This is a genomic window from Micromonospora sp. NPDC049645 (assembly GCF_040675155.1).
In the GTDB taxonomy this organism is placed as follows: domain Bacteria; phylum Actinomycetota; class Actinomycetes; order Mycobacteriales; family Micromonosporaceae; genus Micromonospora.
On sequence record NZ_JBFAOI010000023.1, the window covers coordinates 25,578 to 42,372 of the forward strand.

Here is a 16,795-nt window from a genome sequence, read left to right on the forward strand (position 1 = left end):
TTGCTGGCGGTCGTCGGGTGGTCCGCCTTCAGCGAGGCACGTCCTGTAGGCCCGCCTCGGCCCGGTCGACAGCCCAGCGGGCCCTGGCGGCGTGCATCGCCCGGATCATGTCCGGCCAGTCCGGCGGCCGGTAGCCGGTAGCCTCGGCGAGGGCGTCCGCGTTCATCGACCGGTCGCAGGCGAACACGTCGTCCGGCACGATGTCACCGGGCCACCCGTACACCTCGGCGATCAGGCGGAGCAGGTCGTACTTCGAGATCGGGTCGGCGGCCACGTGGTAGAGCCCGGTCAGATCCTCCCGGGGCAGGATCACCGTACGGAGCAGTCGGGCGAACTCGACCGTCGTCACGCCGCTGTAGATGGCCCGGGTGAAGCCGCGCACCTGCCCCCGCTGGGAGAGGAACCAGTCCACCAGCGAACGGTTCGTGACCAGCTCGTGTCCGATGATGGACGTACGGAGGGTGAGCGCGCGGACCCCGGTCGCCTCGCCCAGCAGCTTGGACCGTCCGTAGAGGTCGGGCGGATCGGGCAGGTCGTCCTCGACATAGCCGCCGCGCCGGCCGGAGAAGACACAGTCGGTGCTGACGTGGATCAGGCGGCTGCCCAGGTGCCCGCAGGCGTCCGCGAGCAGATGGGGAAAGAGCGCGTTGAGCGTGACGGTCTGCACCGCGTCCTGCACGTCCGGCCGTTGCTTGATCACGCCCACGCAGTTGACCACGACGTCCGGCCGCAGCTCGTCGACGAGTTGCCGGACCTGGCCGAACCGGGTCGCGTCGACGGCCGGGGTGATCCGGCTGAGCAGGCGCTGCGGGTACCACCCCGCGCGGTCCTCGATGCTGCGGGCCACGCCGTACACGTCGAGGTCCGGGTCGTCGCTGAGTTCGCGCACGACCGCGTGGCCGAGCATGCCGGTGACGCCGACGACGAGGACCCGTCGCGCCGAGCGCGGCTCGTCCTCGCCGGGGCCGCTGCGTCGACGGGGGACCAGCTCCGGTCGCCGGTCGCCGGTACCGGTGCTCATGCCGTTACGACCGCCGCCGCCGCGGCCTCGACCTGCGCGCGTACCTCGGGCAGCGTCATCAGCAGCGACTCGATCTCGGGTACGGAGAGCCGCCGGGCGTTGTGCGAGTGGAAGTCGGCCATGTTGCCGCTCTCGACGTCGCCCTCCTCGAAGTAGAGGGAGTAGTTGAGGTCACGGCTGTCCACCGGCACCCGGAGGAACTCACCGAGGTCCTCGACGTGGGCGAGTTCCTCGCGGCTGGCCAGGGTCTCGTACAGCTTCTCCCCGTGCCGGATGCCCAGCACGTTGAACTTCGCCGGCACCCCGAACAGGTTGCACAGCGCGGTGGCCAGATCGCCGATGGTGCAGGCGTCGGCCTTGCGGATGAAGACGTCACCCGGCTGGCCGTACCGGAAGGCGTGCTCGACCAGGTCGACCGACTGCGGCAGGGACATCAGGAAGCGGGTCATCGACGGCTCGGTGACCGTCGGCAGCCCACCCCGGAGGATCTGGTCGATGAACAGCGGGATCACCGATCCACGCGAGTACATGACGTTGCCGTAGCGCACGCAGCAGACCCGGGTCCGGGCTTCGGGGTTGTTGCGGGAGTGCGCCTGGGCGACCTTCTCCATGAGGGCCTTGGTCATGCCCATCGCGTTGACCGGATAGACGGCCTTGTCGGTGCTGAGCAACACCAGCGCCTCGACGCCGACACGCTCGCAGGCGTCCACCACGTTCGCGCTGCCGAGCACATTGGTGCGGACGGCCTCGAGGGGGAAGAACTCACAGGAGGGAACCTGCTTGAGGGCGGCGGCGTGAAAGACGAATTCCATTCCCCGGGCGGCCTTGAGCACGCTGTCGTAGTCCCGGACGTCACCGACGTAGTAGCGCACCCGGTCGTCACCGAGACGGTGCCGCATCGCGTCCTGCTTCGACTCGTCGCGGCTGAGTACGCGCACCTCGGCGGCGCCGGCGTCGAGCAGTCGGGAGACCATCGTCTGACCGAAGGATCCGGTGCCACCGGTGATCAGAAATCGCCGGTCCGAAAGCGAGGAAACCACATCTTCTCCTGCCTGTTTCCCGGGGCGCTGTCCTCGGGAATCGGATTCTCGTCGAAGCGACCCTACAGTTGCACAAGAGACGCCGTGCCCGCTTCCGCTAAAAGGAATTCGGATCGCGTTCGCTGTTCGCCGCCGCCCCGCCGACAAATATGCGAACCTCTCTCGGCGCCCTCGAAGTGGCCGTTCGGCTCCATTGTCGACGCGCGGAAACGCGTTAGCGCGAAAGTGGGAGTTGGCGCTTGAGAAAGGTGGTATGCGTACTCCATGCCAAAAGTTGCTCTCCACGCGGCGCACGCGCGCGCCGGTGCTTCCGGCCTGGCGACCGGTCCGGAAACACCTCGGGACGGCACTACGACCCGGCGACCGTACGATCGCTGGAAGCGGCTCCTCGATGTGCTCGGCGCTCTTCTCGTCCTCCTGCTCGGCGCTCCCCTGATGGCCGTGGTGGCTCTGGTCGTGCTGGTGGCGCACGGCCGGCCGGTGCTGTTCCGGCACACCCGCCCCGGGCTGCACGGCAAGCTGTTCGAGGTGGTCAAGTTCCGGACCATGCGCCACCCCGACCCGGCCCGGGGGTTGGTGAGCGACGCGGATCGGCTGACCCGGGTGGGCAGCTGGCTGCGGGCCAGCAGCCTCGACGAGTTGCCGGAGTTCTGGAACGTGCTGCGTGGCGAGATGAGCGTGGTCGGTCCCCGCCCGCACCTCGTCCGCTACCTCAGCCTCTACAACTCCGAACAGGCCCGCCGGCACGACGTACGACCGGGCATCACCGGGCTGGCTCAGGTGCGTGGCCGCAACGCGCTGGGCTGGGACGCGAAGTTCGCCTACGACGTCGAGTACGTCGACCGGCGGTCCTTCCTGTTGGACCTGCGGATCGTCCTGGCCACCATCTGGGTGGTGCTCAGCCGCCAGGGCATCTCCGCGCCGGGCGCGGCCACCTGGCACGAGTTCACCGGCAACCCGCCCGCGCAGGCGACCGCCGACCACGACTCCGCCCACCGGCGATGAACCGGGTCCTGCTCCTGGGCGCCGGCGGGTTCCTCGGCCGACACATCCGCACGGCGCTGGCCGCCCACACCACCGTCCGGTCGGTCAGCCGCACCGAGTGTGACCTGGTCCGGGTCGAGCTGCGTGACCTCACCGCGCTGGTCGCCCGGGAGCGACCGGACGTGGTGGTGACGGCCGCGGGGCGGATCGTCGGGTCCGGGTACGACTTCGTGCAGGCGCACGTCGTGGCGACCGCGAAACTGATCGAGGCGGTGGCCGCCGCCGCTCCCGGCGCCCGCCTGATCCGGATCGGCTCGGCCGCCGAGTACGGTGCCGTGCCGCACGGCCTCGCGGTCAGCGAGGAGTACCCGGGCGCACCCGTGGGCGAGTACGGGCTCAGCCACCTGGCGGCCACCCGGTTGGCGGAGCTGGCGGCCGCGGCCGGTCGGCTCGACACGATGGTGTTGCGGATCTTCAACCCGGTCGGGCCGGGCATGCCACCGGGCAACGTGCTCGCCCGGGTGACCGCGATGGTGCGCTCGGCGGTCGCCGCCGGATCGAGGGAGATCGCCGTGGGCCTGCACGACACGTACCGGGACTTCGTCGACGTGCGGGACGTCGCCACGGCCGTCCTCGCGGCGGCGCGCTGCCGACCGGGGCCCGAGCGGGTCTTCAACGTGGGCAGCGGAAAGGCGGTGGCGACGCGGGACGCCGTACAGCTGCTGTCCGAGGTGTCCGGCTTCACCGGTCGGATCCGGGACGGCAGTTTCGCGCCGGATGCCAGCCGCTCCGCAGCGGTGCCCTGGATGTGCGCCGACATCGAACGCGCCAACCGGGTGCTCGGCTGGGCTCCCGGGTACGACCTCGGGGAGTCGCTGACCACGCTCTGGCAGGCCGACGGCGAACGGTCCGTCCGCCCCGTCGCCGGCTCGGCGGCGAGGTGAGGCCCATGCGGATCGGCCTGCTCACCCAGTGGTTCGACCCCGAGCCGGGCGCCGCCGCGCTCCCCGGAATGCTCGCCAGGGCCCTCGCGGTCCGAGGGCACGAGGTCCAGGTCCTCACCGGCTTCCCGAACTACCCGACCGGCGAGTTGGCGCCCGGCTACCGGGTAACCCGTCGGCTCGACGAGGTCGACGGGACGACCCGGATCCGGCGGGTGGCCCTCTACCCCAGCCACGACCGCTCCGCGCTGCGCCGGATGGCGAACTACGGGTCCTTCGCCACCTCGGCGCTGGTTTCCGGCACGTCGGCGCTGCGCGGCCTGGACGCCCTCTGGGTCGGGAACTCACCGATCAGCGTCGCCCTGCCCATGTGGTTCACCCGGTACGTCCAGCGGGTGCCGGTGCTGCTGCACGTGCTGGACCTGTGGCCGGACAGCGCGCTGGCCAGCGGTTTCCTCGGCACCGATCGGCTGTCGCGGATGATCGAGCGGGGCATGGCCGGCTGGTGCGGTGGGATGTACCGCAGCGCCGGCCGGGTCGCGTACGTCTCGCCGGGCGCCGCCGACCTGCTCGCCAGCCGGGGCGTGCCCCGGGAGAAGCTCGTCCACATTCCGGTGTGGGCGGACGAGACGCCGCGTATCGGCGGCACGGACCTGCGCGCGGAGCTCGGGCTCCGCGCCGACCAGGTGGTGCTGGTGTACGCCGGCACGCTCGGGGAGGCGCAGGGGCTCGACTCGCTCATCGACGCCTGCGCGCGGATCCGCGACCCACGGCTGGTCTGCCTGATCGCCGGCTCCGGTACCACCGAGGACCGGCTGCGCCGCCGGGCCGAGGAGGCGAACGCGACACACGTGCGCTTCCTCGGGCGGCTGCCCCGGGAGCGGATGCCCGCGTTGATGGCCACCGGCGACGCGCACTACGTCAGCCTGCGACCCGGCGGCATGTCGGCGTACACGATGCCGAGCAAGGTGCAGGCCACCCTCGCCGCCGGGCGGGCCCTCCTGGTCGCTGCGGAAGGCGACGCCGCAGCTGTCGCCCGGGACAGCGGCGCGGGTATCACTGCTCGGCCGGGCGACCCGGACTCGATCGCCGATGCCCTGCGGGAACTCTGCGACCTGGGCCGGGAGAAGCTGGAACTGCTCGGTCAGGCCGGGCGGGTGCACTACGACCGGGTCTTCTCCGTCGCGGCCGGCGCCGAGCGGGTCGAGCGGGCGCTGCGCGAGGCGGTGGAGAGTCACCGACGGCGGTGAGCCCGATGCAGCACGTTCCCGAGCGTGGGCAGCTCGTCCAGACTGGTGGCGCGCGGCCAGCGCCCGCGGGGTGAGTCGATGGCGGTCTCCGACCAGGCCGAGGCGCACGTTGTGGCCTCGGCCTGGTGCTGCTCCTGGCCCCGACAGGGCGAGCTGTAGAGTCGCGGCGGCCGGTCGGGCGAGGGAAGAAACGGCCGGACCTGCGAGGGGGATGGCGCGTGCTGCACTTGAGGGTGATCGCCCCGGAGAGCAGGTCGACGGAGGTCGTCGACCTGCTCTCCGCAGAGGCCGGGGTGACTCACCTCGCCGTGCTGCCTGGTGCCGCCCGGCAACCGCAGGGTGACCTCATCCTCTGCGACGTGGTGCGGGAGAGCGCCGACCGCGTGCTGCGGGAGTTGCGGCGGATGGGCGTGGACACCAGCGGCGGCATCGCAGCCGAAGACATCGAGCTGACCATCTCCGCGGCGGCCGACCGGGCGGCGGACCGGGCGCCGGGCAGTGGCGCGGACGCGGTGGTCTGGGACGAGATCGCCGCGAAGACCGGCGAGCAGACGGAACTGTCCGGCACGTACCTCGTACTGATCGTGGTGGCCACCATGATCGCCGGCATCGGGGTGCTGCTGGACCAGCCGATTCTCATCGTCGGGGCGATGGTCGTCGGTCCGGAGTTCGGCCCCCTCGCCGCGCTGTGCGTGGCGTTGCTGCGCCGCCGGCTCGGGGTGATCGGCCGCTCGGTGCAGGCCCTGGTGGTCGGCTTCCTGGCGGCCGTGGTGGCGACAGTGCTGAGCACCTGGGCGCTGACCGCAGCCGGCCTGGTCAGTCGGGAGATGCTGCTCGCCGAACGCCCGCTCACCGACTTCATCTGGCGGCCGGACGCGCTGTCCTGGGTGGTCGGTCTACTCGCCGGCGTGGCCGGGATGCTCTCGTTGACGTCGAAGAAGTCCGGCAGCCTGGTCGGGGTGCTGATCTCGGTGACCACGGTCCCGGCCGCGGCGAACGTGGCGGTGGCCACCGCCTACGGAGTGTGGGACGAAGCGGGCGGCTCGGCACTCCAACTGGTGATCAACCTGGGTGCGATCGTCCTGGCCGGACTGCTCACCCTCGTGGTGCAGCAGGTCTGGTGGTGGGGTCTGGCTCGCCGGTCCCGTTCAGCAACCGGCTGAGCAGCGTCCGCAACGGGATCGACTCGCCGTCGCGGCCACCCGCCCCCACGACCAGCGGTGCCGGGCTGGGTTCCGGGTCGACGCCGAACAGCCAGGCCCGCAGGCCACCGCGCACGGTCAGCAGGTGAAACCGGCCGGCCACGTCCACCGCCCGGGTCTCGGCCCGGTCGACGTACCAGCCGGTCAGCCCGGTCCGGTAGTGTCGACGGCCGTCGTAGCCCCGGGCGACCAGGCGAGTCGTGGGCAGCCCTCGCCGGGTCGCCTCGGCCACGAACCAGGCCACCAGCTCCGCCGCCTCCGCCTGCTCCGCGGCCTTCCGCCGCGCCTCCGCGTCGGCGTGCGCCCGTACCGCGTGCCGCTGCTGATCCCGCCACTCCCGGCCATCCCGCTCACCCACGACGCCGACGGTACGCGAGTCCGCTCAGCCGAGGACGCCCCGCCGCAGTGTGTGCCGGGCGGGAACCCGCGTCGAGCAGGTCCACGCCGGCATCAGATCCACCGCGGGGGCAGCTCGGCCTCGTCGATCAAGGGGTTGTGGTGCCTGGCTTGGCGTTATGCGGGTGATTTGTCACCCACCACAACTCCATGATCGACGGGGTCACGCGGGCTTGACGTGCTGAGCGGGGTCAGGCCAGGCCGGCGCGGCGCAGGGCTTCCGCCATCGCGTCGTTGGCCGGCGCCGGTGCGCCCTGCCGCTGCCCGCCGCGACCACCCTGCCCGCCGCCGCGACCGCCGCGACTGTCCTGCCCGCCGCGACCGGTTTGGCCTTCGCGGCCGCCCTGGCCGCTGCCACGACCGCCCTGCGGCGCGCGCTGCGCCGGGCCACCCCGCCCCTCCTGGCTCGTCCGACCACCACCACCGGCGGCGGGCTCGTCGTCGAGGCGCAGGGTCAGCGAGATGCGCTTGCGGGGTACGTCCACGTCGAGCACCCGGACCTTGACCACGTCGCCGGACTTCACCACCTCGCGGGGGTCCTTCACGAAGGTCCGGGACATCGCCGAGACGTGCACGAGACCGTCCTGGTGCACCCCGACGTCGACGAACGCGCCGAACGCGGCCACGTTGGTGACCACGCCCTCCAGCACCATTCCCGGCGTCAGGTCGCTGATCTTCTCCACCCCCTCGACGAAGGTGGCGGTGCGGAATTCGGGGCGCGGGTCGCGGCCCGGCTTCTCCAACTCGGCGAGGATGTCGGTGACGGTGGGCAGGCCGAACCGGTCGTCGACGAAGTCGGTGGCCCGCAGCCCGCGCAGGATGCCGCTCTTACCGATCACCGAGCGCAGGTCCTGCCCGGTGCTGGAGAGGATGCGACGCACCACCGGGTACGCCTCGGGGTGCACGCTGGAGGAGTCCAACGGGTCGTCCCCGTCCGGGATGCGCAGGAAGCCGGCGCACTGCTCGAACGCCTTCGGCCCGAGCCGGGCCACCTTCTTCAGCTCCGTACGCGAGCGGAACGGGCCGTTGGCGTCGCGGTGCAGCACGATGTTCTCGGCCAGGCCGGCGCCGATCCCGGAGACCCGGGTCAGCAGCGGCGCGGAGGCGGTGTTGACGTCCACCCCGACCGCGTTGACGCAGTCCTCCACGACCGCGTCCAGCGACCGGGACAGCTTCACCTCGGACAGGTCGTGCTGGTACTGGCCAACCCCGATGGAACGCGGATCGATCTTGACCAGCTCCGCGAGCGGGTCCTGGAGGCGGCGGGCGATGGAGACCGCGCCACGCAGCGACACGTCCATCCCGGGCAGCTCCTGCGAGGCGTACGCGGAGGCGGAGTAGACCGACGCGCCGGCCTCGGAGACCATCACCTTGGTCAGGTTGAGCTGCGGGTGCCGGGCGATCAGCTCACCGGCGAGCTTGTCGGTCTCCCGGGAGGCGGTGCCGTTGCCGATCGCGATCAGCTCCACCCCGTGCGCGCCGGCAAGCCGGGCCAGGGTCTCCACCGAGGCGTCCCACTGCCGGCGCGGCTCGTGCGGGTAGATGGTGTCGGTGGCGACCACCTTGCCGGTGGCGTCCACCACGGCCACCTTCACGCCGGTCCGCAGGCCCGGGTCCAGGCCCATGGTGGGCCGGGTGCCGGCCGGCGCGGCGAGCAGCAGGTCCCGCAAATTGGTGGCGAAGACCCGTACGGCCTCCTCCTCGGCCGCCTGCCACAACCGCATCCGCAGGTCGGCACCGAGGTGGATGAGGATCCGGGTGCGCCACGCCCAACGGACCGTGTCGGTCAGCCAGCGGTCGGCCGGACGCCCCGCGTCGGACACCCCGAACCGGCCGGCGATGGCCGCCTCGTACCGGGTGGGGCCGGTCGGTACGGCGTCCGCCTCGCCCGCCTCCTCCGACTCCATCGTCAGGTCGAGCACGCCCTCCTTCTCGCCCCGGAACATCGCCAGGATCCGGTGCGAGGGCAGCTTCGGGTACGGCTCGGAGAAGTCGAAGTAGTCGGCGAACTTGGCGCCGGCCGCCTCCTGACCGTCGCGTACCCGGGAAACCAGCCGACCCCGCGACCACATCTGCTCGCGCAACGTGCCGATCAGGTCGGCGTCCTCGGCGAAGGTCTCGATGAGGATCGCCCGCGCGCCCTCCAGCGCGGCGGCGGCGTCGGCGACCCCCTTCTCCTCATCGACGAACGCGGCGGCGGTGGCGCGCGGATCCTGATTCGGGTCGGCGAGCAGCGTCTCGGCCAGTGGCGCCAACCCGGCCTCGCGGGCGATCTGCGCCCGGGTCCGCCGCTTCGGCTTGTACGGGAGGTAGATGTCCTCCAGCCGGGACTTCGAGTCGGCGGCCATGATCTGCGCTTCCAGCGCCTCGTCCAGCTTGCCCTGGCCGCGGATCGACTCCAGCACCGCGGCCCGCCGCTCGTCCAACTCGCGCAGGTAGCGCAGCCGCTCCTCCAGGGTGCGCAGCTGCGTGTCGTCGAGCAGGCCGGTGGCCTCCTTGCGGTAGCGGGCGATGAACGGCACGGTGGCGCCGCCGTCGAGCAGCTCCACGGCCGCCCGCACCTGACGCTCGGCCACGCCGAGCTCGTCGGCGATCCGCTGATGAACAGACTGGGTCACGATCTCGATCCGCCTTCGACTCGATCCGCCTTCAAGAGCGGGTACGCCTGCATTCTGCCGGGCCGGCCCGGGCGCTGTCGCCGCGCCCGGCCGGGACGGGGACCGAACCGCCGTGCCCGGCCGGGGTGACCGGCGGCGATCCCGCCGGGCCTGCGCTAGCGTGGCGATCATGGAATCTGCTGCGGAGCCGCGCGCCCGGCGGCTCTTCGGCGGCAGCGCCCGAGCCCTCGGCGACCTCACGGCCAACCCGTTCCGCGCCGACCGGGACCGGATCGTCGGCTCGCCGTTCTTCGCCCGCCTCGGCGGTGTCACCCAGGTGATCAGCCCGGTCGGCTCCGGGCTGCTGGTGCACAACCGGCTCACCCACAGCCTCAAGGTCGCCCAGGTGGCGCGGGCGGTCGCCGAGCGGTTGGGCGCCGACGAGCAGTGGCGTGACCTGCTGGACAAGCTCGGCGGCTGCGACCCCGACGTGGTGGAGGCGGCGGCGCTCGCCCACGACCTCGGGCACCCGCCGTTCGGGCATCTGGGGGAGCGGGTGCTGGACCGGCTGGCCCGTCAACGCCTCGGCCTCTCCGACGGTTTCGAGGGCAACGCGCAGTCGTACCGGATCGTCACCAGCACCGAGATCCGCGGCGCGGCCACCACCGGGTTGGACCTGACCGCGGCGGTCCGCGCGGCGATGTTGAAGTACCCGTGGACCCGCCTGGACCACCCCGACCCGCACCCCCGCACGATGGATCCGCCGCCGCGCGGAGCCACCCCGCCGCCGGACGACCCGGACAGCGGCTCGTCGAAGTTCGGCGCGTACCGGACCGAGTTGGACGACCTGCGGCAGGCCCGGGAGCCGTTCGCCGGCCGCATCGCGGAGTGGCAGCAGACCGTGGAGGCGTCCGTGATGGACACCGCCGACGACATCGCGTACGCCATCCACGACGTGGAGGACTTCTACCGGGTCGGCGTGCTCCAGCAGGGTTCGGTCTCCGCGGAGTTGATGGCCTGGCAGCGTGAGAGCGGGCACCTCCGGGCGATCACCGACGCGGCGCTGGCCACCTCGGCCCGGCGACCCGGTGCGGCGATCGAGCGGCTGCGTCGGCAGTTGCACCGCAAGGACGCCTGGATCGCCGACGACGACGCGTTCGCCGCCGCCGTCGAGCACGTCCGCGAGGAGTTGGTCGACGGGCTGCTCGCGATGCCGTTCGACGGCTCGATCGAGGCCGAGCAGTACGTGGCCCGGTTCTCCGCGCGCTGGTCCACCCGCTTCGTCGAGGCGATCACGGTCACCGACCAGCCGTCGGTGCGTTCCGGGCACGTGCTGCTGGGCTGCGCGCAGTGGCACGAGGTGCAGGTGCTCAAGTTCGTCCACCACCGGTTCGTGCTGGCCCGGCCGGATCTGGCCCTGCACCAGCGTGGTCAGGCCCGGCTGCTGGGCACCCTGGTCGAGGCGCTCTGGGAGTGGCTGCTCGACCCGGAGGAGGAGTCCCGGCTGCCCCGCCGGCTGCACGACCTGGTCGAGCTGGCCGAGGCGGAGCTGCACCCGCGTACCCCGGACCGGATCGGTCGCGCCCGGGGGCGGGCCATCGTGGATTTCGTCGCGCAGCTCACCGACGGTCAGGCGGTGGCCATGCTGGACGCGCTCTCCGGCCGGTCCGGCGCGCTCTGGACCGACGCGTTCGTCCTCTGACCTGGCTCAGGCGATGCCTGCTTCTGCCTGACGTCAGGCGACGGCCTGCCACCAGCCGTCGACGGCGGGCGGCTCGTCGACCACCACCCGCTCGCCGGGGCGGGGCACGGCGAGCCGCACGTCGCGCGCCTTCGCCTCGGCCCACAGCCGGTCGACCGGCTCGGACCAGTCGTGCAGGGCCAGGTTGAACGTGGCCCAGTGCACCGGCACGAACAGCCCGCCACGCAGGTCGAGGTGGGCGGTGACCGCCTCCTCGGGGAACATGTGGATCGTCGGCCAGGCCCGGTCGTACGCGCCGATCTGCATCAACGTCACGTCGAACGGCCCGTGCTCGGCGCCGATCTCCGCGTACCCGTCGAAGTAGCCGGAGTCGCCCGTGTAGAAGACCTTGCGGCGCGACCCGGCCACCACCCACGAACTCCAGAGCGTGCCGTCGCGGCGCAGCCCCCGACCGGAGAAGTGCTGGGCGGCGGTCGCGGTGATCTCCAGCCCGGCGACCCGGTACGACTCGGACCAGTCCAGCTCGATGATCCGCTCGGCGGGTACGCCCCAACGGTCCAGGTGCGCGCCCACTCCGAGCGGCACCAGGAACGGCGCGGACTGCCCGGCGAGCAGCGCCCGCACGGTCGCCATGTCGAGGTGGTCGTAGTGGTCGTGCGAGATCAGGATGGCGTCCAGCTGCGGCAGCTCGTCGATGCGCACCGGTGGCTCGTGCAACCGGCGGGGGCCGACCAGCCCCGAGGGGGAACACCGCTCGCTCCACACCGGGTCGAGCAGCACCCGCCGGCCCTCGATCTCGATCAGCGTGGACGCGTGGCCGTACCAGACGATGTTGAGCTCGTCGGCGACCTCCAGTGCGCCGGCGGGCCCGGCGCTGGGGCGCAGCAGCGGCACCGCAGCGGTGGGACGCCGCTTCTGCTTACCGAAGATCAGCTCGCGGACCAGGTTGCGCCCCGGCTCGGCGACCATCGTGCGGGTGTCGGCCCGATTGTGGAAGGTGCCCTCCCGGAACTGCGGCGAGCGGGCCGCCCGTGCCGCCCGCGCCCCACTGAGCCGACCGCCCAGCGCCGCCGGCACATCCCGCGCGACCCAGGCGAGGCCGGCCAGCGCGGCCAGGCCAGCCGCGCCCCGCATCCGCCGCCCGAGCGACCGTTCGACGTCCGTGTTCTGCGCTCGTGCCATTGCCGTCCCTCCGACGTGTCCGCCTTACACGGTAGTCACCCAAACCGACCCGTGCCTCGGTGGTCGCCACGCCGGGTCGGTCGCCGGCAGCGGCGACCGACCCGGGACAGCTCAGCGGGTGCCCTAGCCGCCGTTGCTGGGGCGTCGGGCGGTGATCCGGAACGTCTTGCCCACGCCCGCGATCCGGTCCACCGCGGCCAGGAACCTGGGGCCCATGGCGGCCCGCGCCTGCACCGCCGGGTGGGTGGCGCCGAAGTCCTCCGGGTTGGCCTGCCCGTCGGCGAAGAGCGCGTAGGTGAGCACCGCCGCGCCGGAGCGGTCGAAGATCACGCCGGCCTCGTGCCGGGCGTCGGCGAACCAGCCGGCCTTGGTGGCGATCCGGGCCCGCTCGTCGGAGGACATCGTGCGCCGGATTCCGTCGGTGAACGCCACCGGGGAGCGCAGGATGCCCAACAGGTACGTCGTCGAGGCGGGCGACAGCAGCGTCCCGGCGACCAGGGCGCGCAGCAGGTCGTGCGTCTCCCGGGGGGTGCTGGTGCCGAGGAAGAACCGGTTCGGGTTGGCCACCGGCTGGACCTGCGTGTTCGGGAAACCCTTCGCGACCAGGATCGAGTTGATCTCGGCGGCCGGGGCGACCAGCCCGCACAACCGCACCGCCGTGTCGTCCGAGACGGTCAGCAGGTTGGCCAGCACGTGCCCGATGGTCACCATGCTCGGGTACGCGCCGTCCAGGCTGAAGATCCCGTCACCGCCCGGCACGACGATCGCCGCGCTCACTTCGACCTGCTGGTCCAGCGTGAGCAGCCCCCGGTCGACCTTGTCGAGAACCGCCGTGGCGACGGCGATCTTGTTGACGCTGTACGCCTCGATCCGCCGGTCCGCGTCGGCCTCCACCGCGACCACCGGCGTACCGGCCGGGTCGGCGACGCTGACGTACGCCTGCCAGTTGCCGCCGGCCTCGGCGCTGTGCTTGCTGAAAACGGCGGCGACCCGACGGGCGGCCCGGGCGGGTGTCGTCGGCGACTCCTCGGTGGCCTCGGCGGCGCTCGCCGGGGCGGCGGCGCCCAGCACCGTGCCCGCGGTGGCCATCGTGCCCAGGCCCAGTGCCGTTCTGCGGTTCAGTCGGATGGTCAATCGTCTCCCCGATCGTGGTGTGCCAGAGCGCTTGCTGGCCCACCACCCTAGGCGAGTTGATCGACGCACGATGCCCCCAAAAGTGTCCCGAACAGTTCCGAACAGGGTCAGCCGAGCCGTCGGCGCAGCGCGGCGCCCACCGCGCCGACCGGTCCGGTCACGAGTTGCCGCAGGTCGGGAAGGTGACCGCCGCGTACCGCCTCACCGGCCGGGTTCGGCGCGAACACCGAGCCATCGTGGGGGGCAACCGACCGTCCACTGAGGCCGAGCGCCCGCATCAACGGCCCGACCAGACCGTCGTAGACCGTCGGCACGACGGTGAAGCCGGCACGCAGCAGCACGTTGAGCCGGCCCACCGAGACCTCCCGGCGCGGCCGATCCACACAGTCCACGATGGCCCGGGCCACCCGCTGCGGGCTGGTGACCGGCGGTGGGGGTCGCCCGATCCGGCCCAGGTAGTTGGCCGCCTGCTGGTAAACCGGAGTGTCCACGCTGCCCGGGTTGACCAGACACAGTCGGATCTCCGGGCTGTCGCGCAGCTCCTGCTGCACCGTGCGGACCAGCCCCTGCAACCCCCACTTGCTGGTCACGTACGCGCTCATGTACGGCGCGGTGATGTGCCCGAGGACCGAGCCGGTGAGGACGACCGTGCCGGCCCCGGCGACCCGGAAATGCCGCAGCGCCACCCGCACCGAGCCGGCGGTCCCGAGCAGATCGGTGCGTACCACCTGGTCGAAGACCTGTTCCGGTAACTCGTCGAACCGCCCGTAGGCCATCACCGCCGCCGTGTGCACCCACACGTCGATGCCGCCGAAACGGTCGACCGCCGCGCTCGCGAGCGCTTCCAGCGCGTTCGGCTCGGTGACGTCGGTCGGCACGGTCAGCACGTCGACCCCGGCGCACTCCGCGCGTACCTCGGCCAGGGTCGTGGTGGCGCGAGCGGCGAGGACCAAGCGGTCGCCACGCTCGGCGAACGCCCGGGCCGTCGCCCGGCCGATCCCGCTGCTCGCGCCGACGATCACGACCACCCGGCTCACGGCTCACCCCTCGCACTCATGGTTCGAGCACGACCTTGATGCAGCCGTCCTCCTTCTTCTGGAACATCTCGTACGCCTGCGGCGCCCGAGCCAACGGCACCCGGTGGGTACGCAGGTCCTCCACGCCCAACGGGTCGTCGTCGCCGGAGAGCAGCGGCAGGATCTCGTCGGTCCACCGGCGCACGTGACACTGGCCCATCCGCAGCTGGACGCCCCGGTCGAACATCTCCATCAGCGGCATCGGGTCGGCCTCGCCGCCGTACACCCCGGAGATCGACACGGTGCCACCACGGCGGACCCCCTTGACCGCGGCGTGCAGCACGGACAGCCGGTCCATGCCGGCGCGGTCGGTCATCGTCTGGGCCAGCTTGTCCGGCAGCAACCCCACGGCGGCGTGCGCGAGCTTCCCCACCGGCGAGCCGTGCGCCTCCATCCCGACCGCGTCGATCACCGCGTCCGGGCCGCGCCCGTCGACCAGGTCGATCAGCGCCCCGGGCACGTCGGACAACTCGCTGACGTCGAGCACCTCGATGCCGTGCCGGCGGGCCAGTTCCAACCGCTCGGGCACCAGGTCCAGCCCGATCACCCGGCCCGCGCCGAGGTGACGTCCGATCCGTGCGCAGAACTGCCCCACGGGGCCGAGGCCGAAGACGGCCAGGGTCCCGCCCGACGGGGTGTCCGCGTACCTCACCGCCTGCCACGCCGTCGGCAAAATGTCGGAGAGGTAGAGGTAGCGCTCGTCGGCGCCGGTCTCCGGGATCTTGATCGGCCCGAAGTGGGCCTGCGGAACCCGCAGGTACTCGGCCTGCCCGCCCGGCACCGAACCGTAGAGCGACGTGTAGCCGAACAGGGCCGCGCCCTTGCCCTCGCTGGTGACCTGGGTGGTCTCGCACTGGGCGTAGAGCTGCCGGGAGCACATCCAGCAACTGCCGCAGGCGATGTTGAACGGCACCACGACCCGGTCGCCCGGCTGGAGCCCGGTCACCTCCGACCCGACCTCCTCGACGATGCCCATCGGCTCGTGACCCAGCACGTCACCGGGCTTCAGGTACGGCCCGAGCACCTCGTACAGGTGCAGGTCCGACCCGCAGATCGCCGTCGAGGTGATCTTCACGATCGCATCGGTCGGCTCCTCGATCCGAGGATCCGGGACCTCCTCGACCCGTACGTCCCGCTTGCCCTGCCAAGTGAGCGCCTTCATGTCCGTCATCCCTTCTCACTGCCGTCTGGGATGACTGCTACCCGGGCTCGGGCACTTGAACCGACCGCGGGTCGCGCTCCTGTCGTCCCTGTCCCCGTGGGCTCGTCCCGCTGACTTGTCCGGCCTGTCTGGCTTGTCTGGCTCGTCTGGCTCGGCGGTGGTTGCGGTGCGGGCTGGGGGCGACCGTCCCCGGCTCCGGGCGGTCAGGCTTGATCCCTCCGCCGGGAACGGTCGCCCCCAGCCCTGTGGGCGGCCCGTGTCCGCGCGCTTGGCCCGTCGGACCGTGTGCCCTCGCGCCGACTCGAACCGTGAGCCCTCGCGTCGAACTCGAACCGTGTGCCCTCGCGCCGACTCGAACCGTGAGCCCTCGCGTCGAACTCGAAACGTGTGCCCTCGCGCCGAACGGCGATCTGCCCACCTTGCCCACCTTGCCCGCTTTGCTGCGCTGGTGTGTGGGCATCTGTAGAGCGACGCCCGCGTGATCCACTCGCGTTTCTTAAAGTCGCGGTATCCGAGGGCGTCCGACAGGCCGACTTCCTGAAACCCGAGTGGATCACGCAGAGGGCGAGCCCATTGACGAAGCAGAGGTGCGCCAATTCATGACAAGGGGGGCGAAACGCGGCGGCGCGCTGCAGGGGCGCCGGTAGCTCCGCTGGCCGTGGCGAGGTGGGTCGGGCGGGGCCTGGGCGGGCGCGGGCGGGCGGGTCGCGTCGGGCTGGGGTGGGTCGACCTGGGCTGGGCCTTACCGGGGCTGGGTGGCTCGGGTGGGTCGACCTGGATGGGCCTCCCCGGGACGTCGGTGGTCGAGGGCTGACGCCCGTACCCAAGGAAGAGGGCGACCGGCGGACGGCCCGCAACTAAGGCCCGCGACCGGCGGGCGGCCCGCAACTAAGCCCCGCGACCGGCGGGCGGCCCGCCGCCGGGGCCCGCGACCGGCGGACGGCCTGCCGCATGGAGTCCGCGACCGGCGGGCGGCCCGCCGCCTGGGGCCCGCGACCGGCGGGCGGCCCGCCGCCTGGGGCCCGCGACCGGGACCGAGGTCAGGGCTGGGGCGACCGTCCCCGGCGGAGGGAGACATGCACACCGCCCGTAGCCGGGGGCGGGGGCC

The 16,795-nt window shown here is 72.3% G+C and carries 13 protein-coding genes; 5 read left to right on the plus strand and 8 right to left on the minus strand.

Annotated features, from left to right (window positions below; all coding sequences use genetic code 11):
- Window positions 1–28: 28 nt before the first annotated feature.
- Window positions 29–1,021 (minus strand): SDR family oxidoreductase, encoded by a 993-nt coding sequence (locus AB0J33_RS29545; protein ID WP_363618131.1) that lies wholly within the window; start codon window positions 1,019–1,021, stop codon window positions 29–31.
- A complete protein-coding gene (locus tag AB0J33_RS29550) occupies window positions 1,018–2,061 on the minus strand; it encodes a polysaccharide biosynthesis protein (RefSeq protein WP_363618133.1) in 1,044 nt (347 codons plus the stop codon). The genes AB0J33_RS29545 and AB0J33_RS29550 overlap by 4 nt, the downstream gene beginning before the upstream one ends.
- 315 nt (window positions 2,062–2,376) lie before the next feature.
- Between AB0J33_RS29550 and AB0J33_RS29555 the strand changes: the two genes are divergently transcribed.
- From AB0J33_RS29555 to AB0J33_RS29570, 4 genes are all read left to right on the plus strand, one after another.
- Window positions 2,377–3,066: a sugar transferase gene (locus AB0J33_RS29555; RefSeq protein WP_363618156.1), complete on the plus strand. Its 690-nt coding sequence runs from the start codon at window positions 2,377–2,379 to the stop codon at window positions 3,064–3,066.
- Complete coding sequence (locus AB0J33_RS29560; protein WP_363618135.1) at window positions 3,063–3,989, plus strand: NAD(P)-dependent oxidoreductase; 927 nt, start codon at window positions 3,063–3,065, stop codon at window positions 3,987–3,989. Before AB0J33_RS29555 ends, AB0J33_RS29560 begins: the two co-directional genes overlap by 4 nt.
- A 5-nt stretch (window positions 3,990–3,994) precedes the next feature.
- Window positions 3,995–5,236 (plus strand): glycosyltransferase family 4 protein, encoded by a 1,242-nt coding sequence (locus tag AB0J33_RS29565; RefSeq protein ID WP_363618137.1) that lies wholly within the window; start codon window positions 3,995–3,997, stop codon window positions 5,234–5,236.
- 218 nt (window positions 5,237–5,454) lie between these two features.
- On the plus strand, window positions 5,455–6,399 hold the full coding sequence (locus tag AB0J33_RS29570; RefSeq protein ID WP_363618139.1) for a DUF389 domain-containing protein: 945 nt from the start codon (window positions 5,455–5,457) through the stop codon (window positions 6,397–6,399).
- Here AB0J33_RS29570 and AB0J33_RS29575 read toward each other — a convergent pair.
- A complete protein-coding gene (locus AB0J33_RS29575) occupies window positions 6,332–6,796 on the minus strand; it encodes a hypothetical protein (protein ID WP_363618141.1) in 465 nt (154 codons plus the stop codon). The two genes, AB0J33_RS29570 and AB0J33_RS29575, sit on opposite strands and share 68 nt — an antisense overlap.
- A gap of 229 nt (window positions 6,797–7,025) precedes the next feature.
- Window positions 7,026–9,455, minus strand: coding sequence for a Tex family protein (locus AB0J33_RS29580; protein ID WP_363618158.1), 2,430 nt, complete (start codon window positions 9,453–9,455; stop codon window positions 7,026–7,028).
- Between the two features lie 166 nt (window positions 9,456–9,621).
- Here AB0J33_RS29580 and dgt point away from each other — a divergent pair, with 166 nt between their 5' ends.
- A complete protein-coding gene (dgt, locus tag AB0J33_RS29585) occupies window positions 9,622–11,133 on the plus strand; it encodes a dGTP triphosphohydrolase (protein ID WP_363618143.1) in 1,512 nt (503 codons plus the stop codon).
- A gap of 33 nt (window positions 11,134–11,166) precedes the next feature.
- On the opposite strand, the gene AB0J33_RS29590 is transcribed toward dgt, so the two are convergent.
- The 4 genes from AB0J33_RS29590 to AB0J33_RS29605 all read right to left on the minus strand — a co-directional run bounded on the left by AB0J33_RS29590 (window position 11,167) and on the right by AB0J33_RS29605 (window position 15,687).
- A complete protein-coding gene (locus AB0J33_RS29590) occupies window positions 11,167–12,315 on the minus strand; it encodes an MBL fold metallo-hydrolase (RefSeq protein WP_363618145.1) in 1,149 nt (382 codons plus the stop codon).
- 123 nt (window positions 12,316–12,438) lie between these two features.
- Window positions 12,439–13,449 carry a serine hydrolase gene (locus AB0J33_RS29595; protein ID WP_363618147.1) on the minus strand — a complete coding sequence of 337 codons (1,011 nt, stop codon included), beginning with the start codon at window positions 13,447–13,449 and terminating at the stop codon, window positions 12,439–12,441.
- Between the two features lie 107 nt (window positions 13,450–13,556).
- Window positions 13,557–14,486, minus strand: coding sequence for an SDR family NAD(P)-dependent oxidoreductase (locus tag AB0J33_RS29600; RefSeq protein ID WP_363618149.1), 930 nt, complete (start codon window positions 14,484–14,486; stop codon window positions 13,557–13,559).
- 16 nt (window positions 14,487–14,502) lie between these two features.
- The gene (locus tag AB0J33_RS29605; RefSeq protein ID WP_363618151.1) at window positions 14,503–15,687 is read right to left on the minus strand and encodes a zinc-dependent alcohol dehydrogenase; all 1,185 of its coding nucleotides are present in this window, start codon (window positions 15,685–15,687) and stop codon (window positions 14,503–14,505) included.
- Between the last annotated feature and the right edge of the window lie 1,108 nt (window positions 15,688–16,795).

Bases quoted from the DNA above. Each gene is read 5' to 3' on its own strand.
- dgt (WP_363618143.1), top strand. From the start codon at position 9,622: ATGGAATCTGCTGCGGAGCCGCGCGCCCGGCGGCTCTTCGGCGGCAGC.
- AB0J33_RS29560 (WP_363618135.1), top strand. From the start codon at position 3,063: ATGAACCGGGTCCTGCTCCTGGGCGCCGGCGGGTTCCTCGGCCGACAC.
- AB0J33_RS29545 (WP_363618131.1), bottom strand. From the start codon at position 1,021: ATGAGCACCGGTACCGGCGACCGGCGACCGGAGCTGGTCCCCCGTCGA.
- AB0J33_RS29605 (WP_363618151.1), bottom strand. From the start codon at position 15,687: ATGAAGGCGCTCACTTGGCAGGGCAAGCGGGACGTACGGGTCGAGGAG.
- AB0J33_RS29565 (WP_363618137.1), top strand. From the start codon at position 3,995: ATGCGGATCGGCCTGCTCACCCAGTGGTTCGACCCCGAGCCGGGCGCC.
- AB0J33_RS29590 (WP_363618145.1), bottom strand. From the start codon at position 12,315: ATGGCACGAGCGCAGAACACGGACGTCGAACGGTCGCTCGGGCGGCGG.